Source organism: Clostridium lundense DSM 17049, assembly GCF_000619945.1.
GTDB lineage: Bacteria > Bacillota > Clostridia > Clostridiales > Clostridiaceae > Clostridium_AO > Clostridium_AO lundense.
Window position 1 is genome coordinate 44,092 of record NZ_JHVC01000022.1, and the last position, 19,268, is coordinate 63,359.

At 28.2% G+C, this 19,268-nt stretch carries 13 protein-coding genes, 1 tRNA gene and 1 rRNA gene; 9 read left to right on the forward strand and 6 right to left on the reverse strand.

What is annotated here, in order from left to right:
- The first annotated feature begins 6 nt into the window (after positions 1-6).
- From T514_RS0118900 to T514_RS24995, 3 genes are all read left to right on the forward strand, one after another.
- Entirely contained in the window at positions 7-1,260 is a 1,254-nt protein-coding gene (locus tag T514_RS0118900; protein ID WP_027626187.1) for a helix-turn-helix domain-containing protein, read from the forward strand.
- Positions 1,261-1,682: 422 nt separating this feature from the next.
- Positions 1,683-4,289: an ATP-dependent chaperone ClpB gene (clpB, locus tag T514_RS0118905; RefSeq protein ID WP_027626188.1), complete on the forward strand. Its 2,607-nt coding sequence runs from the start codon at positions 1,683-1,685 to the stop codon at positions 4,287-4,289.
- A gap of 161 nt (positions 4,290-4,450) precedes the next feature.
- A complete protein-coding gene (locus T514_RS24995; RefSeq protein WP_084284743.1) occupies positions 4,451-5,296 on the forward strand; it encodes a polysaccharide deacetylase family protein in 846 nt (281 codons plus the stop codon).
- 98 nt (positions 5,297-5,394) lie between these two features.
- Here the strand turns inward: T514_RS24995 and T514_RS0118915 are convergent, their stop codons facing one another.
- The 4 genes from T514_RS0118915 to T514_RS0118930 form a co-directional block, all read right to left on the reverse strand.
- Positions 5,395-7,257 (reverse strand): LTA synthase family protein, encoded by a 1,863-nt coding sequence (locus T514_RS0118915; protein ID WP_034869654.1) that lies wholly within the window; start codon positions 7,255-7,257, stop codon positions 5,395-5,397.
- A gap of 87 nt (positions 7,258-7,344) precedes the next feature.
- Positions 7,345-8,070 (reverse strand): type 1 glutamine amidotransferase, encoded by a 726-nt coding sequence (locus T514_RS0118920; RefSeq protein WP_027626190.1) that lies wholly within the window; start codon positions 8,068-8,070, stop codon positions 7,345-7,347.
- A gap of 13 nt (positions 8,071-8,083) precedes the next feature.
- Entirely contained in the window at positions 8,084-9,445 is a 1,362-nt protein-coding gene (locus T514_RS0118925; protein ID WP_027626191.1) for a Mur ligase family protein, read from the reverse strand.
- A 51-nt stretch (positions 9,446-9,496) separates the two neighbouring features.
- Positions 9,497-10,654 carry a CapA family protein gene (locus T514_RS0118930; protein WP_027626192.1) on the reverse strand — a complete coding sequence of 386 codons (1,158 nt, stop codon included), beginning with the start codon at positions 10,652-10,654 and terminating at the stop codon, positions 9,497-9,499.
- Between the two features lie 269 nt (positions 10,655-10,923).
- Here T514_RS0118930 and T514_RS25000 point away from each other — a divergent pair, with 269 nt between their 5' ends.
- From T514_RS25000 to T514_RS0118950, 4 genes are all read left to right on the forward strand, one after another.
- Positions 10,924-12,636: a tetratricopeptide repeat protein gene (locus T514_RS25000; RefSeq protein ID WP_051542168.1), complete on the forward strand. Its 1,713-nt coding sequence runs from the start codon at positions 10,924-10,926 to the stop codon at positions 12,634-12,636.
- Between the two features lie 360 nt (positions 12,637-12,996).
- Positions 12,997-14,568: a phosphoenolpyruvate carboxykinase (ATP) gene (gene pckA, locus T514_RS0118940; protein WP_027626193.1), complete on the forward strand. Its 1,572-nt coding sequence runs from the start codon at positions 12,997-12,999 to the stop codon at positions 14,566-14,568.
- Between the two features lie 277 nt (positions 14,569-14,845).
- Complete coding sequence (locus T514_RS0118945) at positions 14,846-15,958, forward strand: transglutaminase domain-containing protein (protein ID WP_027626194.1); 1,113 nt, start codon at positions 14,846-14,848, stop codon at positions 15,956-15,958.
- Positions 15,959-16,094: 136 nt separating this feature from the next.
- Entirely contained in the window at positions 16,095-16,913 is an 819-nt protein-coding gene (locus T514_RS0118950; protein WP_027626195.1) for an undecaprenyl-diphosphate phosphatase, read from the forward strand.
- Positions 16,914-17,020: 107 nt separating this feature from the next.
- Here the strand turns inward: T514_RS0118950 and T514_RS0118955 are convergent, their stop codons facing one another.
- Entirely contained in the window at positions 17,021-17,413 is a 393-nt protein-coding gene (locus T514_RS0118955) for a hypothetical protein (protein ID WP_027626196.1), read from the reverse strand.
- 245 nt (positions 17,414-17,658) lie between these two features.
- Between T514_RS0118955 and T514_RS0118960 the strand changes: the two genes are divergently transcribed.
- Entirely contained in the window at positions 17,659-18,123 is a 465-nt protein-coding gene (locus T514_RS0118960; RefSeq protein WP_027626197.1) for a hypothetical protein, read from the forward strand.
- A gap of 79 nt (positions 18,124-18,202) precedes the next feature.
- On the opposite strand, the gene T514_RS0118965 is transcribed toward T514_RS0118960, so the two are convergent.
- Positions 18,203-18,291, reverse strand: a tRNA-Leu gene (locus T514_RS0118965).
- Positions 18,292-19,030: 739 nt separating this feature from the next.
- Between T514_RS0118965 and T514_RS0118970 the strand changes: the two genes are divergently transcribed.
- Positions 19,031-19,268: ribosomal RNA gene (locus T514_RS0118970) — 16S ribosomal RNA — on the forward strand; the annotation flags it as partial.

Genomic DNA, 19,268 nt, shown 5'->3' on the forward strand with positions numbered 1-19,268 from the left:
AGAATTATGGAGATACTTTCTACAGGCGAGAAAATTAGAAGAGCGAGAATATATAAAGGATATACATTGAAATGTATATGTGAAGATAAAATATCAGTTTCTAAAATGAGTTGTATAGAGAATAGTAAGGTAATACCAGAAGATTGGATATTAGAATTTATAGCAGAAAAGCTGGATTTAGATATAGATTATTTAAGAAATGATGTAAAAAGTCAAATCAGAAATAACATAGAAATTCTAAAGAAAAGTAATAAGAAGTCAACTTATGAAGAGGACTTAGAATACAATTTAGCTTTTGCAGAGGAATATTGTTACTATGATGAAGCTTTTAAGATAATGCATATGATTTTTAAACATAATATAGATAAAGGGAAGTTTGAGAAACTTCAAATATTAATTCCTAAGTATTATGATATTTGTTTAAAATCTAAAGTGTCAGAAAATCAGCTAACATATTATATGGATATAGGAACATACTTATATAATTCTAATGAATATAGTCAAGCTGCTGGTTATTATAATACTGTAATAGTTGAATCCCAGAAGATAGAGAAAAATGAGGTGCTTGCTAAAGCTACTTTTAATGAGTGTGCATGCTATATTATGATGGAGGAATATGTAAAAGCTTATGAAATAGCTCAATATCTTATAGGATTAGTAGATTATTTTAAAGATGATATAAAGAAGGCAGACTCATACCGTATGATGGCTGTATTATCCTTGAAAATGAAAAAAGATTATTTTGAAGATTATGAAGAAAAATCTTATAGTTTATATGGCAAAAATAAAATTTGCAAAGCAAATGCAATATATACTTATGCTGAGGCAATGTTTAATGTAGGACTTAAAGAACAAGGTGTAGAGTATATAAAGAAAGCTTTAAAATGTCATCCGAAAGAAAAAGAGGAAAGTTTAGCGAGTTTTATGATTACGTGTATCAAGGAGTTAATAAAAAATAATATTATAGATGAAGCAGAAAAAATAAGTGATGAAGCTATAAATTATTCTATTGATTTAGATGATATAAAATATATAGAAAAGGCATATCATTGCAAAGCTTTAATTTTAGGAAAAAAGAATGAATTTCAGTCAGAAGAAATGTACATGAACTTATCTTTAGATGCCTTAATGAAATTTGGAAGTAAAAAATTAATATATGAAAGATATTTAGAAATGGGCAATATGTATTATAAAATGAATAATACGGGAGAAGCAATAAAATATTTTAATCTAGCTATAAATTTATCAAAGAAAATTTAATCGAACTAATAAATTTTTATAATAAAATATAAATAAAGAAATCCTATACTTAAGAAGTGTAGGATTTTTTATTTATGATTATATTGTGCAAAATAAATACCTAAATGAAAATAGTTTTAAATTTATTATATAAAAATATAAATGAATTAATCAATATGGCCAATAATATATTTATCAAGGTTAAAATTGTACAAAAAAATGGATTGTAGGACGGTAAAATAATTTATTGTTAAATTGCTCTTTAAAGGATAAAATTTCTCCAATAATTTAAGTTTTATAGACTTTGACTTTCTTTGACCAATGTATTAATATATATTCTATAAAGCATCATCTAACTTAGATATGCCTTACATAAGTTAGATATCTACATATGCAAAAGAAAATGCAAAAAGATATAAGATATTAATTGGAGGTGCATATAAATGGATGTAGAAAAATTAACATTAAAGGTTCAGCAATGTATAAATGACGCTCAACTAGTGGCAGTAAGATATAATCATCAGCAGATAGATATAATTCACCTTTTTTCAGCTTTAATATCACAGGATGACGGATTAATTCCAAACATCTTTGGAAAAATGAATATTAGTGTAAGATTATTGAATGAAGAAACAAACAGGGAATTAGATAAGATGCCAAAGGTATTAGGGGAAGGTGCACAAAGCGGAGGAGTTTATGCAACTAGAAGATTTGAGGAAGTATTTTTAAAGGCAGAGAATATAGCTAAGGATTTCAAAGATTCGTATATAAGTGTAGAACATGTTATGTTAGCCGTAATGGATGTAGATAAAAGAGGATTAGTAGGAGATATACTTAAAAAATTTAGTATATCAAAGGAAGTTTTTTTAAATGTTTTGGCTCAGATTAGAGGAAATCAAAGAGTAGATACTCAAGATCCTGAAGGAACTTATGAAGCTTTAGTTAAGTATGGAAGAAACTTAGTTGAAGATGCAAAAAAACATAAACTTGATCCTGTCATAGGAAGAGATGAAGAAATAAGAAGAGTAGTAAGAATACTTTCTAGAAGAACTAAAAACAATCCGGTGCTTATAGGAGAACCTGGAGTAGGTAAAACTGCAATAGTGGAAGGATTAGCAGAAAGAATAGTAAGAGGAGATGTACCTGAAGGACTAAAAAATAAAATAATCTTTTCATTAGATATGGGGGCATTAATTGCAGGTGCTAAATTTAGAGGAGAATTTGAAGAAAGACTTAAGGCGGTTTTAAAAGAAGTACAAAATAGTGATGGAAGAATAATATTATTTATAGATGAAATTCACACTATAGTAGGAGCAGGAAAAACTGAAGGAGCTATGGATGCAGGAAATCTTATAAAGCCTATGCTTGCTAGAGGAGAATTACATTGTATAGGTGCTACTACTTTTGATGAATATAGAAAGTATATAGAAAAAGATAAAGCGTTAGAGAGAAGATTCCAACCTGTAATAGTAGAAGAACCTACAGTAGAAGATAGTATATCTATACTTAGAGGACTTAAGGAAAGATTTGAAATTCATCATGGAGTAAGAATACATGATTCAGCAATAGTAGCAGCAGCAAAGCTTTCACACAGATATATAACAGACAGATATTTACCTGACAAGGCTATAGATCTTATTGATGAGGCAGGTGCTATGATAAGATCAGAAATAGACAGTCTTCCTACAGAGATGGATACGATTAGGAGAAAGATATTTCAGTTAGAAATTGAAAAAGAAGCATTATCCAAGGAAAAAGATATTCAGTCTCAAGAAAGATTAAAGGGTTTGGAAAAGGAATTAAGTAACTTAAAAGAAAAAGATAAAGAAATGACAGCTAAGTATGAAAAGGAAAAGGGTCAAATAGTAGGAGTAAGAAATCTAAAAGAAAGATTAGATGAGGTAAGAGGACAGCTAGAAAAGGCAGAAAGAGAATATGATTTAAACAAGGTAGCTGAGTTAAAGTATGGTGTAATTCCAGGCATAGAAAGTGAAATAAAAGAAAAAGAAGTTTTAATAAATGAAAATCAAGAAGGCAATATGCTTAAAGAAGAAGTGACAGAAAATGAAATATCAGAAATTATTTCAAAATGGACTGGAATACCTGTAGCAAAACTTGTGGAAGGTGAAAAAGAAAAACTGCTAAGATTAGAAGAAGAACTATCACAAAGAGTAATAGGTCAAGAAGAAGCAGTCAGAGCTGTATCTAATGCAGTAATAAGGGCAAGGGCAGGTATGAAGGATCCAAGAAGGCCAATTGGTTCATTCATATTTTTAGGTCCAACAGGAGTAGGTAAAACAGAGCTTGCAAAAACTTTGGCAAGAGATCTTTTTGATAGTGAAGAAAATATTATAAGAATTGATATGTCAGAGTATATGGAAAAGTATTCAGTATCAAGACTTATAGGAGCTCCTCCAGGATATGTAGGATATGAAGAAGGAGGACAATTAACAGAAGCTGTTAGAAGAAAACCTTATTCAGTAGTACTTTTTGACGAAATAGAAAAGGCTCATGAGGATGTATTTAACGTATTTCTTCAAATATTAGATGATGGAAGGCTTACAGATAATAAAGGTAAAACTGTAGACTTTAAAAACTGTATAATTATAATGACATCTAATATAGGAAGTAGTTATCTTTTAGAAAATACTAGTGAATCAGGTGTAGATGATAATATAAGAAATAGAGTAATGAATGAATTAAAGGGTAGATTTAAGCCAGAATTTTTAAATAGACTAGATGATGTCATAATGTTTAAGCCACTGACAAATAAAGAAATAACCAAGATAATAGATATATTCTTAAGAGATATAACTAATAGACTAAAGGATAGAAATATTTCTTTAATAGTAACAGAAGCTGCAAAGGAACTTATGGCAAAGGAAGGTTATGATCCTGTATATGGGGCTAGACCTCTAAAGAGATATATTGAAAATGCCTTAGAAACAGAAATAGCTAAGAAAATTATAAAAGGCGATATCTATGAGGGATGTACTGTTGGAGTAGATATGAAAGGTGATAATATAGTCATTGAAAGAGTAAATAAATAGGGGACAGTTCATGAAAAATGTTTGTATGATGTAGGAAATTAAAGAAAATATGGGGACAGTTCATGAAATTTCCTCATAATTTTAAGAATTAATGAAAAGATAAAGGTTAATCTATATAGTGTAAGGATATATATTTTAAATTATAAAAGAAGGTGCTTTTTATGAAAAAGTTGTCTTTACACAAAATAATAGTTAATTTCCTTTATCTCTTTTTTTGTATTTTTATATTTTCTACTCCTTTTATAGATACTAACATTATTAGTCAAAATGTGTTTAGTGAAAGTAATAAATTAGATAGTAATTCATTAACAGGTGATTCTGGAGATGGGGTAGCTATTAATTCCACTAACAAACCCAAAGTAGCATTTTTAACTTTTGATGATGGACCATCTCCAAATAATACTAGGCAGATATTAAAGATACTTAAAGAAAACAATGTGAAAGCTACTTTCTTTATTGTAGGTGAAAAGGCTGAAGCTAATTCTGAAATATTAAAAGAAATGAGTAGAAGTGGAATGTGCATTTTGCCACATTGCTATTCCCATAGTTATGAAACAATTTATAACACTCCAGATAGTTACTTTAATGATCTAAATAAGTGTATAGGTGTTATAAAAAGAATCACAAAGAAAACTCCACAATCCTATGTTAGAATGCCTGGTGGATCAGATAATTTAGTTTCTAAGCCAGAAAGTTTACGAACAATAAGAAACAGATTAAATGCCAAAGGAATAGACTATGTAGATTGGAATGTTAGTTCTGGAGATGCAACAGCAGATACTGTACCTGCTAGTACTATAGAAAATAATATATTTGATCAATGCAAAGAAAAGAATTTTGTGGTAATGCTTATGCATGATAGCTACTATAAGAAAACCACAGTGGAATCATTAAATTATACAATAAGATATTTAAAGGATAAAGGGTTTCAATTTAAAACATTTGAAGACTTAAATGCTTTTGAACGAGGTACTATGATTAAAACAGGAATAATGAATAGAAGATAATTTTATTATGGATAAATCTATTTTAAAATTATATTAAAAACAGTTCTTCAATTTTTAAAATTGAAGAACTGTTTTTAGCAAAAATTCATGAACTGTACCTAGTTGTTATCTTTAAAATAGTTGCTTCGAAGCAATTTGTCGGAAATATTAAGTCCATCAATAGCTCTTTTTTTATCTTCTTCACTAGTGGATTTTCCGATATACACTCCGTTGCTTAAAACTACAAAGCTTTTATTTGTTTTAAGTAGGTTTCTACCCATAGCAGTATTTATATAGTTTTTTTCATCTATTCCCATAAGATAAGCAACTGTTGGCATAATATCAACATGTCCACCTATGGTTTTTAGTTCTTTACCAGTAATATTTTTTGAATAAATAATAAGTGGAATTCGTAAATTATCTTCATACCACCAATTTTCTCTAGGTTGAATATTACCTAATTTGTCTTTATAATATTTATGAACACCGCAGTGGTCTCCATATATTACAACTACAGAATTATCAAGTATGCCTTTTTTATCTAAGGTATCTATAAAGTTTCCTAGATGCTTGTCCGTATAGTGGATGCTTTGAAAATAATCTCCTACTACACTTTTATCAATACTTTCTGTGAGTTTCATATCTCTATATTTTTTCTCAAGGTTAAAAGGCATATGACTAGTTAATGTTACAAAGAATGAATAAAATGGTTGCTTTTGATTACCGATTTTATCTCCTAACTGTCTTAAATAACTTCCATCACTTAGTCCTAAACCTACGGTTTCATCAACTTTAAATCCAGTAACATCAGTACATTTATCAAAGCCCATGGAATTTAATGCTGGCATCCAATTCCAATACCCACCTCCATCAGGATGAAAAGCAGAAGTATAATAGCCTAATCCTTTCATAAGTTGTGGCATAGAATTATATTGGTTGTCTGGAAAACGGAAAAATGTAGATCCACTTCTTACAGGATAAGTGGAAGTATTAATCATTAAATCTGAATCAGAACTATTACCACCAGCTACTTGTTCATATATTTGTGAAAAGTATAAACTGTTTTTTAATAGTTTATTTAAATTTGGTGTAATCTCTTGTCCTTGAATCTTTTGGCCAATTAAGAAGTTTTCTAAAGATTCTACTTGAATAACTATTAAATTCTTGCCTTTTAAGAGAGCTTTATATTGGTTATCCGGTATATTTTCCTTTTTGTTGTTATACCATTCTTTTATTTCATTCTTATCTTTTTCATTAAGAACAAGTCTTTTTGAATTCTGAACATATAAATAACTATCATAAATATGAAATCCTAAAGGAGACATATTAGATACATTATAAATAGGAGCCCAATATATAAAGAAATATCTTTTGTTTTTACCATCTTCTAAAATATCATAACGATAATGATAATAAAAAGCTGTTCCACTACCAATTAGCATGATCAAGATGAAAGGTATAATTTTTCTTTTAGTCGTTTTATAGATATCTTTACCTATAAAAAATACAAAAGCTAAAAGAATTATATCTATGAAAAATACAATATCACATGATCTTATCATTGATATGATTGTATCACCTAAATTACCTAAATTACCTTTTTGGGATAAATTATAAGGAGATATAAGTCCTTGAAACCCCCTATAGTATATTATGTCAAAAAACATGAATAATGATAATATTAAATTAATACACCAAAAGGCAATGTACTGACTCCTTCCTTTAAACATATATCCCAAAGAAACAAAAGCTATTATAATGCTTATATAAAGAATAAAACTTATTAAATACATTGGAATTTTACTTATTGCAATAAAGTTTCCAGAGGAAGAAGCAATGTATCCTACAAAAGCTAAAGATTTTAAATAAAGAGAAAGAACAGTTAGCATAAATAGCCAATTATATTTAAGAAATTTAACAATTCCAGCAGTAATGTTACCTAAAATTGTATTGTTTGTATTGGTTCTTCTAATTTCCTGCATTAAGAAATTTCCTTTCTAATTTTTTTATCATAAGGTAAAATAGTAATATAATTAATTAAAAATACTGTATTAAAAAATTTGATGTTTTTAATTATTATTTCTATTTACTATAAATTCTTTAGCTTTAAATTCTAAAGAATCAACAAGAGGAGATAGAGTTATTTCTTCTCCATATTTTTTTTCTAGAGCAACTTTTATAAGTCTATCTGCTAATTCAGGATTTTTTGATAATAAGGAACCGTGAAAGTATGTTCCATAGGTGTTTTTATACACGCAGCCTTCATTACCATCTTCACCATTGTTGCCATAACCATGTATAATTTTACCCAGTGGCTTCAAATCACCAATATAAGTTCTACCAGAGTGATTTTCAAAGCCTACATAAGTTTCATTAAAATCTTCATTTTTAATAACTGTATTTCCTATAAATCTTGTGTTTCCGGCTTCTGTATATAAATCTAAAATACCTAAGCCCTCTAACTTTTCACCATTAGGTGTAGTGTAATATTTTCCAAGAAGCTGATATCCTCCACATATAGCAAGAAAAACTTTTTCATCTTCTATATATTTTTTTATATTTTCTTTTTTATTTTCCATTAAATCTGTAGAAACTATAGATTGTTCGTAATCCTGACCACCACCAAAAAACACAATATCATAGTTTTCATAATTAAAATCTTCATTAATGGAGACATTTAATATATTTACTTTTATGCCTCTTTGTTCACATCTATATTTTAATATTAATACATTACCCATATCTCCATACACATTTAATAAATCTGGATATAAGTGACATATATTAAGTTCCATTATTTCACCACCTTTACCATAATTCTTTAATATAATTTTTACTGTGTAAGTATTTTCTAAAATCAATCATAGCAGTATAAGTAGCAAGAATATATATAGTATTGCTTTCACAGTTCTTAATTTCTTTTAAAAGCCCGTCATAAGTTTCACATAAAGAGAATTTTTCATAAGGTAGTCCTGCTATTTTAAGTCTAACTGCCATATCATAAAGTCTAATACCTGAAATCATTATTTTGTCTATTTGCAATAAGGATAACTTTTCGAATTTAACATCCCATATCCATGAAACATCTCGTCCATCTGCATAGTTATCATTTAATAATGTAGCAATATTTATATTTCTCTTATCTAATGTTATAGTATTTATAGCTTGGTCATAGCCAGCAGGGTTTTTTACTAATATTATTTTAATTTGCTTACCGTCTATAGTTAACTCTTCCTGCCTTCCAAAACTACTTTTTTGGCGTTTTAATGATTCGAATATTACAGATTTATTAATTTTAAGTTGTCTTCCTATAGAATAAGCACATAGTGCATTGTATATATTATATATTCCTGGTTGGTTTATATAACACTCTTGAGAATCAATTATTACATGTGAACCTTCAGGAGTAAGCTCTGTTATTTCATCTAAGGTATAATTAAGTTTAGGTCTTTTATACCCACAGTTCTCACAGTAAAAATCTCCTAAATGGTTATAGGTTAAAAAATTATACTTGTAAGGGTTTTTACACTTTTTGCAGAATTTAGCATCTGCATTTACATCTATTTTACCATTTTCCTCTACAGCATAATTGAAGCCGTAATATACTACCCTATTTGGCAATGGTAAATCTCCAAGTAGAGATTCATCACCATTTAAAACTAAATTAGAGAAGGGTACCTTTTCTATTCCTTCGAGTATTTTATTTAAAGTAGTATATACTTCACCATATCTATCCAATTGATCCCTAAACAAATTTGTAACGGTTATAATTTCTGGAGATATATATTCAGTTACTAGTTTTACATTTGCTTCATCAGTTTCAATTACAGCATATTTTTCTCCAGTATTAGCTTCATTAAATTTGTAATTCTCAATAAAGCAGGATACGATCCCTGGTAACATGTTAGCACCTGTATTATTTGTAATGACTTTTTTTCCACTGTCCTTTAACATGTTATATATCATACTAGTTGTTGTTGTTTTTCCATTGGTTCCTGTTACTAATATAACTTTATAGTCTTTAGCTATAACTTTTAAAATATCCCTATCTATTTTTAATGCTACTTTTCCTGGGAAATTTGTACCCCCTTTAAATAAAGTCCTTGAAAGTCTCATTACTAATTTTGAACTAATAATACTAATATAAGATTTTATATTAATTTTAAACACATCCTTCGTATAGAGTAATGTCATTACATTTAATAATTATAATACAAAAGATTAATTTTTTACATCTATATTATAAAATTCATCAGATATTTTAAAACCTGCATCTTTTGATAAGTCATTTAATTTTTTTAGGACACGCTCTTTATTTTTGTCTGCTAATGGTGTTGGGCAGTAGTCATTTATATAATTTACAGAAGATATACTGCAAGGAATAATCTTTACTGCATATGATTCAGGTTTGCCATTTTTTATCTTATATTTAGCTTGAAATATAAAACTATCTTTATCTTTTGGATTAAAGTTGCCACCAAAGCAGAAATTACCTAAACTGTAGCAAATTACTTTTCCTTTATATTGTTCTATACCTTGTATCACATGAGGATGGTGCCCTATGATTAAATCAGCTCCTTTATCTATAGCAAAATGAGCTAGATTTACTTGAGTTTCTATAGGATAATAATTGCTTTCTATTCCCCAATGAAAATTGATTATAACAATACATCCAGTATCTTTTAATTTTTTTATATCATTTTCTAATTTTTGCCTAAACTCATCATAATCATTAAAAGCATTATAGCCTAAAAATCCAAATTTTGTTCCTTTTACTTCTTTAACCCATACATTACCTTCTCCAAAATAACCTATATTATTATTTTTGAGGGCTTCTATTGTATCGTTAAAACCTTTTTGTTTATAATCATAAATATGATTATTTGATATATTTACCGCTTGTATGTTACCTAAAGGTAGGGCTTGAGCATAAGAAGGATCTGCTTTAAAGTTAAATTGTTTTTCTGCTCTATCGTTTGAATTAGTAAAGGTAGTTTCTAAATTTACGACGGTTATGTCATCATTTTTGAAGATTGACGATACATTCTTATAAAAGTATGAAAAGTCATTGTTATTTTTCCCTAAAACATCAGGAAGGCTATTAGCAAAAGCAAATTTAGTATCATGTCCAATAGTGGAGTCACCTGCAAAGCTTAAAAGTACTTCTGAATATAAGTCTTTTTTAGGCTCTTCTTTTTTAGGAATCTCCTTGACTTCTTTTTTCTCAGTTTTAGATACAGTTACTTCTTTTTCTTTTGTAGAATTCTTTAAATTGTTTTTAGAGTAATATATTACATAAGAAATAGTAGCAGTCATAATAAGTAACCCTACCAATATAAATAAAAGTGCTATGTTTTTTGATTTTAACTTTTTACTCATAATAAACCTCCCCCAAAGTTAGCAATTATAATTACTAATTCTATACTCTTAACTTTAAATTATACTTGATTATGTTATATTTTCAAATATATTTTATCTTTTTAATACAATTAAAACCTGTGGCTTTTTTCTATTATATCTGATAAAATCATATTTGATAAAAAAATAGTGAAAAATCAGAAAAAATGGGTTTCATTATTTTTTATAGCCAATTATATATACGATTAATATATAATTAAAGTTCTAAAATAGATTAGGAGGACTTATAAATGAATTTAAGACAGGCTTCTAATAAATTAATAGATAGTATGAAAAAGTTTCCATATAAATCTTTTGTGAGCAAAAATAAAAATGTAATATTAGGTGTCTTAGTAGCTTTGGTTATAGGTGGAGGACTGATAGGATATAAAATAACATCAAAAAATAAATATAGCATAGCAACAAACAAAGGCGAACAGTATTTTTATGCTGCAGATTTTAATAAATCTATAGAAGAATATACTATTCTTTATAATAAAGATAAGTCTCCACTATGGAAGGCAAAGATTGCTCAAGTGTATTCGGTAAAGGGTGATATTGAGAATTCGAGAAAATATATTAATGAATGCAAAGGTTTAGACAAAAAAACGCCAGAAGTATTAAATTATATAGTTTTTACAGAATATATGAATAAAGATTTTAAAGAAGCTTTAAAAGATGGACAAGAGGCATTAAAAGATAATCCTCAAGAAAAAAGTTTGATAAAGACTATGTTTGCTGTATATATGGCAAATAATAAATATGAAGAAGCTAAAAAATTATTAACTTTCTATCCTGTGGATGAAAAATCGTCTTACGATGTAGCAGAATATGGAAGAATGTTGATGGTAATAGGTGAGAAGGACAAGGGATTTAAAAATCTTAGAAAAGCTTGGGATATAGATAAAGATGAATATAAAATATATGATGCATTAGTGCAGATTGCTATGTACGATAAGAATCAAATTCTTCAAGATATTAATAAACTTTCTTCTAAAAATCCTCAAGATGTAGCCTATAAAATGTGGCAAGCTAAAATATATTCTATGTCAAAGGATACAGCATCAGAGGCTTCAAAAATTATGGAGTCCATAAAGGATAAGGATTTAGGTGAAATAGAAAGATATGTAATTGAAGCATCAATTTATGATAATACTAAACAAGGGGATAAGGCTCAGGAAACTATAAATAAAATCCTTAAGGAAAATAAGAATGATTATAGAATATTGCATACAGTGGCTTGGTTTTATTTGAATAAAAAAGATTTAGATAAAGCTCAGGAATATTGTAAAAAGTCTCTATATAAAAACCAGGAATATCCGGATAATTATGCATTTTTAATGCCAGAAATACTTAGACAAAAGGGAAAAGGTATAGAGGGAGAGCCTTATTTTAGAACTGCTATGTTAAAAGAACCTTATAATTACAATATTATGCTAAATATAGCTAGTTATTATAGTAATACTACAGATAATATAAATAAGGCGTTAGAATATTATAAATTTGCTCAAATAGTAAAACCTGATGATGCAGAAATAAAATATAATATTGCTTTAATTTATCTTTCAAATAAAAAAGACACTGAGGCTATAAAAGTTTTAGGTGAATGTATAAAATTAAGAAATGATGTGCCTAAATATCATAGAACTTTAGGAACAATATATTTTCTTCAAGGCAAAACAAAAGAAGCTATAAAAGAAATAAGATTTGCTTATGATGCGGATAAAAATGATCCTTTAACATTAAACAATGCAGGGTGCTATTATATAATGGTTCCCGTAGATTTACAAAGGGGAGTTTATAATCTTCAAGCAGCTTATCAGGCTATAGATAGTAATATGGATGAGTATACTAAAAAGACTATAAAAGAAAACTACGAAAAAACTAAGAAACTTTATGAAGTTTATAGAAAGTCAAAAGGAAATGAAAAACTAAAAATTCCTGAATTAATATTATTTTATTAAAACTATGATGAATTAAATATTATGTATAAATGTTAAATAGACTTGTCTTTAGGGATAAGTCTATTTTTGACTTTCGTAAATATTATTTAAGGAATATAGATGTTAAAGTAAAATATATTTTATATAATAAAATTATTCTTTTGACTGTCTCATAATAAAACCTACAGAAGACACCATAATATCACGAACAGAAGATAGTGGTTGGATTAATTTATATGTATATTTTTTTATTTAATTAGCTTACTAATGTTAATATAAAAGTTAAAAAATGTTAATAGTTTAGAACTTTAATTTTAATATGCCATGGTATAAAATAGAAGTTAAGTAATTGTTTTGAATAAAAAAGTGGGGGGATTTATTATGTGTGTAAACTTAGAGTACTTGGGTATGAAAAAATATAAGGATATATATAGGAATCTTCCTGTATCTACCCTAGTAGAAAAGTCATTAGAAAGAAAAGAAGGAGTACTTTGCGAAAATGGAGCTATCGTAGTTAATACTGGTAAGTATACGGGAAGGTCGCCAGAAGATAGATTTATAGTAAAGCAGAAGAGTACAGAGGGCAAAATAAACTGGGGAAAGGTTAATAAACCAGTTAATGAGCAAGTTTTTGATTCGCTTTACAATAAGGTGTTGGAATATTTAGAAAATAAGGAGCTATTTATTTTTGATGGACTTGTAGGAGCAATGAGAGAACATACTATGCACACAAGAATAATATGTGAATATGCTTATGAATGCTTATTTGTTCATCAATTATTCATAAGACCTAGTAGTGAAGAACTTAAAAATTTTAGTCCTGAATTTACAGTTATTGCTGCCCCAGGATGTAAAGCTAAAGGTAAGGAAGATGGGGTGAATTCTGAAGCTTTTGTAATTATTAATTTTGATAAAAAAATAATATTAATAGGTGGAACTCAATATGCTGGAGAAATAAAGAAATCAGTATTTACTGTAATGAATTTCTTGCTTCCTGAAAAAGGAGTATTTCCAATGCATGCTTCAGCAAATATAGGGAAAGGCGGGGATACTGCTATATTCTTTGGACTATCTGGTACAGGAAAAACTACTTTATCAGCTGACCCTAATAGAAATCTTATTGGTGATGATGAGCATGGATGGTGTGACAAAGGAGTGTTTAATTTTGAAGGTGGTTGTTATGCAAAAACTATAAAGCTTTCTAGGGATAGAGAAAAAGAAATTTATGATGCTGTAAGATTTGGTACAGTACTTGAAAATGTAATATTAGATGAAGATAAGAAACCAGATTATGATGATGCAAGTATAACAGAGAATACTAGAGCAGCATATCCAATAAACTATATAGACAATGCAGAATTAACAGGAATAGGCCATATTCCTAAAACAGTAATATTTTTAACAGCAGATGCATTTGGTGTAATGCCTCCAATATCAAAGCTTACAAAGGAACAAGCTATGTATCATTTTATGTCAGGATATACTAGTAAAGTAGCTGGTACGGAAAGAGGTATAACAGAACCTAAGGCAACTTTTTCAGCTTGTTTTGGAGAGCCTTTTATGCCAATGAATCCTGCTGTGTATGCAGAGCTATTAGGTGAAAGAATTGAAAGATATGGTACTAATGTATTCTTAGTAAACACAGGATGGTTGTATGGAGGTTATGGAAAGGGAGACAGAATAAAATTATCTTATACAAGAACAATGATTAGTGCAGCATTAGATGGAAAATTAAATGATGTAGAATTTGAAGAATATCCAATATTTAAGGTGCTTATTCCTAAAGAATGTGAAGGAGTACCAAAGGAGATTTTAAATCCTGAAAATACATGGGAAGATAAAGAAGCTTATAGGAAAAAAGCAATAGAACTTGCTGAAAATTTTACAGAAAATTTTGAAAAATTTAAAAGTGCACCTGAAGAAATTAAGCTAGCAGGACCAAAGGTCTTATAGAAAATGATAAAAAATTACCATTGTTTGGTTTAGTAAGAGGAGTTATTTCAAAGCAATAAAGAATAAATGTGAGTGATTTTTCTTAATTAATATTACAAAAAAATTTGATTGTTAAATCTATACAATTAAAAGTTTTTGTAAAGAAGAATGAGAAAATAGTCCTCCATTTATTCTTTATTATTTTTTGGGGTTTTATATTGAATGTTCAAATTATGTTTATTTATTCATTATAGTTTCGATATAATAAGTATATTATGGAAATTTGGGGGGAGAATTTATGGTTAAAGAAAAACTTAAAAGGATAGTATGTTTGTTTATTATATTAATAACAATATGCACAGTTTTGGGTGGATGTAAAAAGGAAACTATGCAAAAAGGAGTTTTTGTAACGAAGTGGGATAATTATTATGAAGGTAAAAACATACAATTTTATTATGAAATTGATAAAGATACCAATTTGCAGCAGTTAAAAAATGATTACAAATTGAATGATGTAGTTAAAGATAGTAAGGACGACTTTGAGAAAGCCTTAAACCTTATGAAATGGGTTCATAGTAAAATGAAATATAGTAAAGGAAGTATAAGTACTAAGGAAGATGCTTTAAGTATATTAAAGGAAGCTAAAAATAGCACTCTGTCAGATAAAGATTTTGCTATTGTATATAGTCAATGTGCAGCGTCTATAGGTATATATGCTAGAAGAGGAGAATTTAGAGTAAAAAATAGTCAAAGGGATGGAAAAGATTCATATTATAAAGTATGTGAAATCTGGAGTGATAAATACAATAAATGGATTATGCTAGATGTAGTGAATAATTGTTATATGGAGTCAGGGGGCAAACCTTTAAGTGCAGTGGAAATTTTAAACTTAGGTTTAGAAAGTATAAATACAATGGGAGTAAAGGATGTAAAAAAGTATATTAAAAAGATAAAGCAATATTTTTATTCATATACTATAGAAATAGATAACAATATATATGGGACACCTAAAAGCAATTCTTTTATTACATATAGTAATGACAAGGATTTACCTGAAATTAGAATAGAAGGAAATCTAATAAGGCCAACTATATTTGTAAAAAATGATAATCTTTTTAAAAAATGTCCTAGAGTAAGCTATGAGAATGACAATAGTGATCAAATGGCAACCTTAATTTTTTCTAAGAAGAAATTAGATAGTAATGAAAAGAGTGAAGATATAGTTTTAAATGGTGCAGTTTTTAAGGATAGTGGTATGATTTTAGGATATTATATAAGTATTGATGGAAAGCCTTGGATTGAAGTAAGTAGATTTTTCACTTTTACTTTAAATGAGGGAAATAATAACATTAGGTTATCTAAAGATAAAAAAGACATTATAAGAGAAGTTACCATAGAATATAGAAAATAAATTTCTATATTGTATAAAAAGAAAAAAATAGTATAATGGAATAGTAGTTTGTCATATAAATAAGGGAACAAGTACATATTGAAGCCCTTTAATTGCAGAAAGACAGCTAAAAAAATTAGAGAGCGAGAGTGATTCCATGTTACTTATACTTAAATCTATTATAATAGCTATAGTAGAAGGACTAACGGAATTTGTACCAGTATCTTCTACAGGACATATGATACTTGTAGGAAATTTAATTGGATTTAAAGGAGCCTTTGCTAATCTTTTCGAAATAGTTATCCAATTAGGAGCTATATTAGCGGTAGTTGTGTTATACTGGGATAAATTATGGCAAAGTGTAAAGGATATTTTTACACCAAATAGAAAAGGATTAAGATTTTGGATAAATATTGTGGTAGCAGCTATTCCAGGTGTTATACTGGGAGTTTTATTAGACGATTTTATTGATGCTAAATTATTTAATCCTACTACTGTATCATCAGCACTGTTAGTAGGTGGTATTTTAATGATAGTTATTGAAAATAAGTATAGAAGAGGAAATAAAACTAAAGATATAGATAACATGAACATGAGACAAGCTCTCATAGTAGGAATATTTCAATGTTTGGCAATAGTGTGGCCAGGAATGTCTAGATCCGCATCTACAATAATGGGTGGTTGGATAGCAGGACTTTCTACTGTAGTGGCAGCAGAGTTCTCTTTCTTTTTAGCAATACCAATGATGGTTGGAGCTACTGGATTTAAACTTTTAAAAAGTGGACTTGTTATGAGTAACATTGAAATTGTAGCAATGGTAGTTGGCTTTGTAGTAGCATTTATTGTTTCTTTAATTGTTATTGAGAGATTTATAAAATTCCTACAAAGAAAGCCTATGAGAATATTTGCAGTATATAGAATATTTATAGGAGCGATACTACTTATTATGGTATTTTTTAATGTAATTAAATTATAGCTGAATATAAATAAAGCCTTGCAGAATGCAAGGCTTTTATTATTTAAATATGCTATAAATAGCTTCAATAATTCTATACTAGTTAATCTTTATTTTTAATTTAAATGCTATACTAAACTGTATAACTCTTCTAAGTATTCATTTCTAGGATCTAGTATGTCTAGCACTTTTAATTTAATATTCTTTACTTCAAAGGTTTTTCCTTGTATTCCTTTACAAAAGGCATCAATAATTTTTTCGTCGGAAGATGAAAAGGTCAATTTAACTATAGATAAAGAAGAAAGATCTTCATAGGAATTATCGAAGCAGTCTGTGTAGAATTCAGAAAATTGGAAGGGACGGTTTGAAATATCATAGTCTTTTGTATAGCTGCTTATAATAGGAGAAAGTCTACAGTCTCCAGCTTTTATGCAGTTGCATATAAAGGAATCTAAATAAGTATTATAGTTACCAGGTAAGTCATCTAAAGATTCTTTTTCAAAAATAACTATTTTTTTCATAAAATACCCCACCTTCTTTAATTATTAAATTTAAGAAATGTATTTCCGAAAGGTCAAAAATGTTTCAATATAATTATACCTTTTTTATAAATATATGTAAATTGAATCGGAGGATATTTATTGAAAAGTCTGAAAAATAATGATGTTTATATTAGAAGTTTAAGAATATTTTATAAAAGGTAATGGAAGAATAAATACGAAAGTAGTATGACGTGTAAATGAATTTGGAAAGAGGAGGAATAGAAGTGAACTATATAGGTCTGGATTATTGTACAGTTATAAAAAATTTAGTGGAAAATAAAAAGTGGGTAAGAAATGATATGGGGGTAGCAAAAGTTCAGTTTTTAAAGCTCATATTAGTAAAAGAAAAACTTATGTTGCTTATAATATCAAATAATATACCTGAACCATTGTATGCAAAAGTTGAAAATATTATGGTTATAAATGAACAAATAACTGTTTTTTATGATGGAGAATATTGTATAACTCTAAAGGAAGAAGAATATGAAAGCTTTAAAGAGAATGTAAGTAAAGAAGAATGGAACGTATTATTTCATGGAGATGTAACAAAGGATTTAGATGAATTAGGCTTATTGGAAAAAGAAAAAGGATTTTTTGCAGAACTTCATGATAATATAGAGCAATTTATGGAGACCAATATAGATAGAAAAGCTTCTGAAGAGATATGTAAAGAGTATGGATTAAAATAAATTTCTTTAGATTTTATTAAAAAATATGAGTTTTTCATTGAATAAAATTAAAAAAAGAGAAGCTTTAAAGCTTCTCTTTTGGTGCCGAAGACCGGAATCGAACCGGTACGGTGTTTTAGCACCGCAGGATTTTAAGTCCTGTGCGTCTGCCAGTTCCGCCACTTCGGCATGACTTATAATGTTTTGTGTCTTAAGGACAAGTATTATTATAATATGATGATTCTAATAAGTCAACAAGAAAAATAATTTTTTTAAAAAATTTAAAACTGAATAGAATAAAGATAAATAGAGAATGGATGATTTTTTTCATCAATTATTTACTTAACTTTCTTAGACTAAAAAGGAATGTATTTTTAAATAAGTCCATAATAAGTTAAGAAGCTTTTAAGTATTATATAGTTTGAAGTTTATCTAATATATAAGAAGCAATAGATAATTACCTAGATTTTGTACAAATATAAAATATATATTTGTTTGTAATTATTATTTATCAATATTTCTTACTTTTCATTATCTGTTTTTTACTATAAACAACTGTTTACCTTGTAAAAGAGTTATTTTGGCTGAAAACTGACTCTAGCGTATCATTATGTGAAAAAATAAGAAAAATAAATTATGTAGAAGTATATGGGATATAATTTTAAATAATAACTAATAATCAAAATGTACAGGCTATACTATATGATATACTAACACATGTCGTCAGGCGATAAGCCAATAAGACGACAAAGAAATATAAAAAATTATTAATACAAAAAAGTGTTGACAAAAGCATTTTAAATGTGTTAATATATAAAAGCTGTATGACACAGCAAGTTGGTCTTTGAAAATTAAACAGAGAAGAGAAACCAGTCAATTCAAACAGGAAACTGTTTAAAATAGCGATGAGCTAAAAAGATTAAACTTTTAAATTGAGAGTTTGATCCTGGCTCAGGACGAACGCTGGCGGCGTGCCTAACACATGCAAGTCGAGCGATGAAATCCCTACGGAAATGGATTAGCGGCGGACGGGTGAGTAACACGTGGGCAACCTGCCTCAAAGTGGGGGATAGCCCTCCGAAAGGAGGATTAATACCGCATAATGTTAAGTTTTTGCATAAAGACTTAACCAAAGGAGTAATCCGCTTTGAGATGGGCCCGCGGTG

Coding starts and splice junctions, on each gene's coding strand:
- T514_RS0118900 (WP_027626187.1), top strand. CDS start 7: ATGGAGATACTTTCTACAGGCGAGAAAATTAGAAGAGCGAGAATATAT.
- clpB (WP_027626188.1), top strand. CDS start 1,683: ATGGATGTAGAAAAATTAACATTAAAGGTTCAGCAATGTATAAATGAC.
- T514_RS24995 (WP_084284743.1), top strand. CDS start 4,451: ATGAAAAAGTTGTCTTTACACAAAATAATAGTTAATTTCCTTTATCTC.
- T514_RS0118915 (WP_034869654.1), bottom strand. CDS start 7,257: ATGCAGGAAATTAGAAGAACCAATACAAACAATACAATTTTAGGTAAC.
- T514_RS0118920 (WP_027626190.1), bottom strand. CDS start 8,070: ATGGAACTTAATATATGTCACTTATATCCAGATTTATTAAATGTGTAT.
- T514_RS0118930 (WP_027626192.1), bottom strand. CDS start 10,654: ATGAGTAAAAAGTTAAAATCAAAAAACATAGCACTTTTATTTATATTG.
- T514_RS25000 (WP_051542168.1), top strand. CDS start 10,924: ATGAATTTAAGACAGGCTTCTAATAAATTAATAGATAGTATGAAAAAG.
- pckA (WP_027626193.1), top strand. CDS start 12,997: ATGTGTGTAAACTTAGAGTACTTGGGTATGAAAAAATATAAGGATATA.
- T514_RS0118945 (WP_027626194.1), top strand. CDS start 14,846: ATGGTTAAAGAAAAACTTAAAAGGATAGTATGTTTGTTTATTATATTA.
- T514_RS0118950 (WP_027626195.1), top strand. CDS start 16,095: ATGTTACTTATACTTAAATCTATTATAATAGCTATAGTAGAAGGACTA.
- T514_RS0118955 (WP_027626196.1), bottom strand. CDS start 17,413: ATGAAAAAAATAGTTATTTTTGAAAAAGAATCTTTAGATGACTTACCT.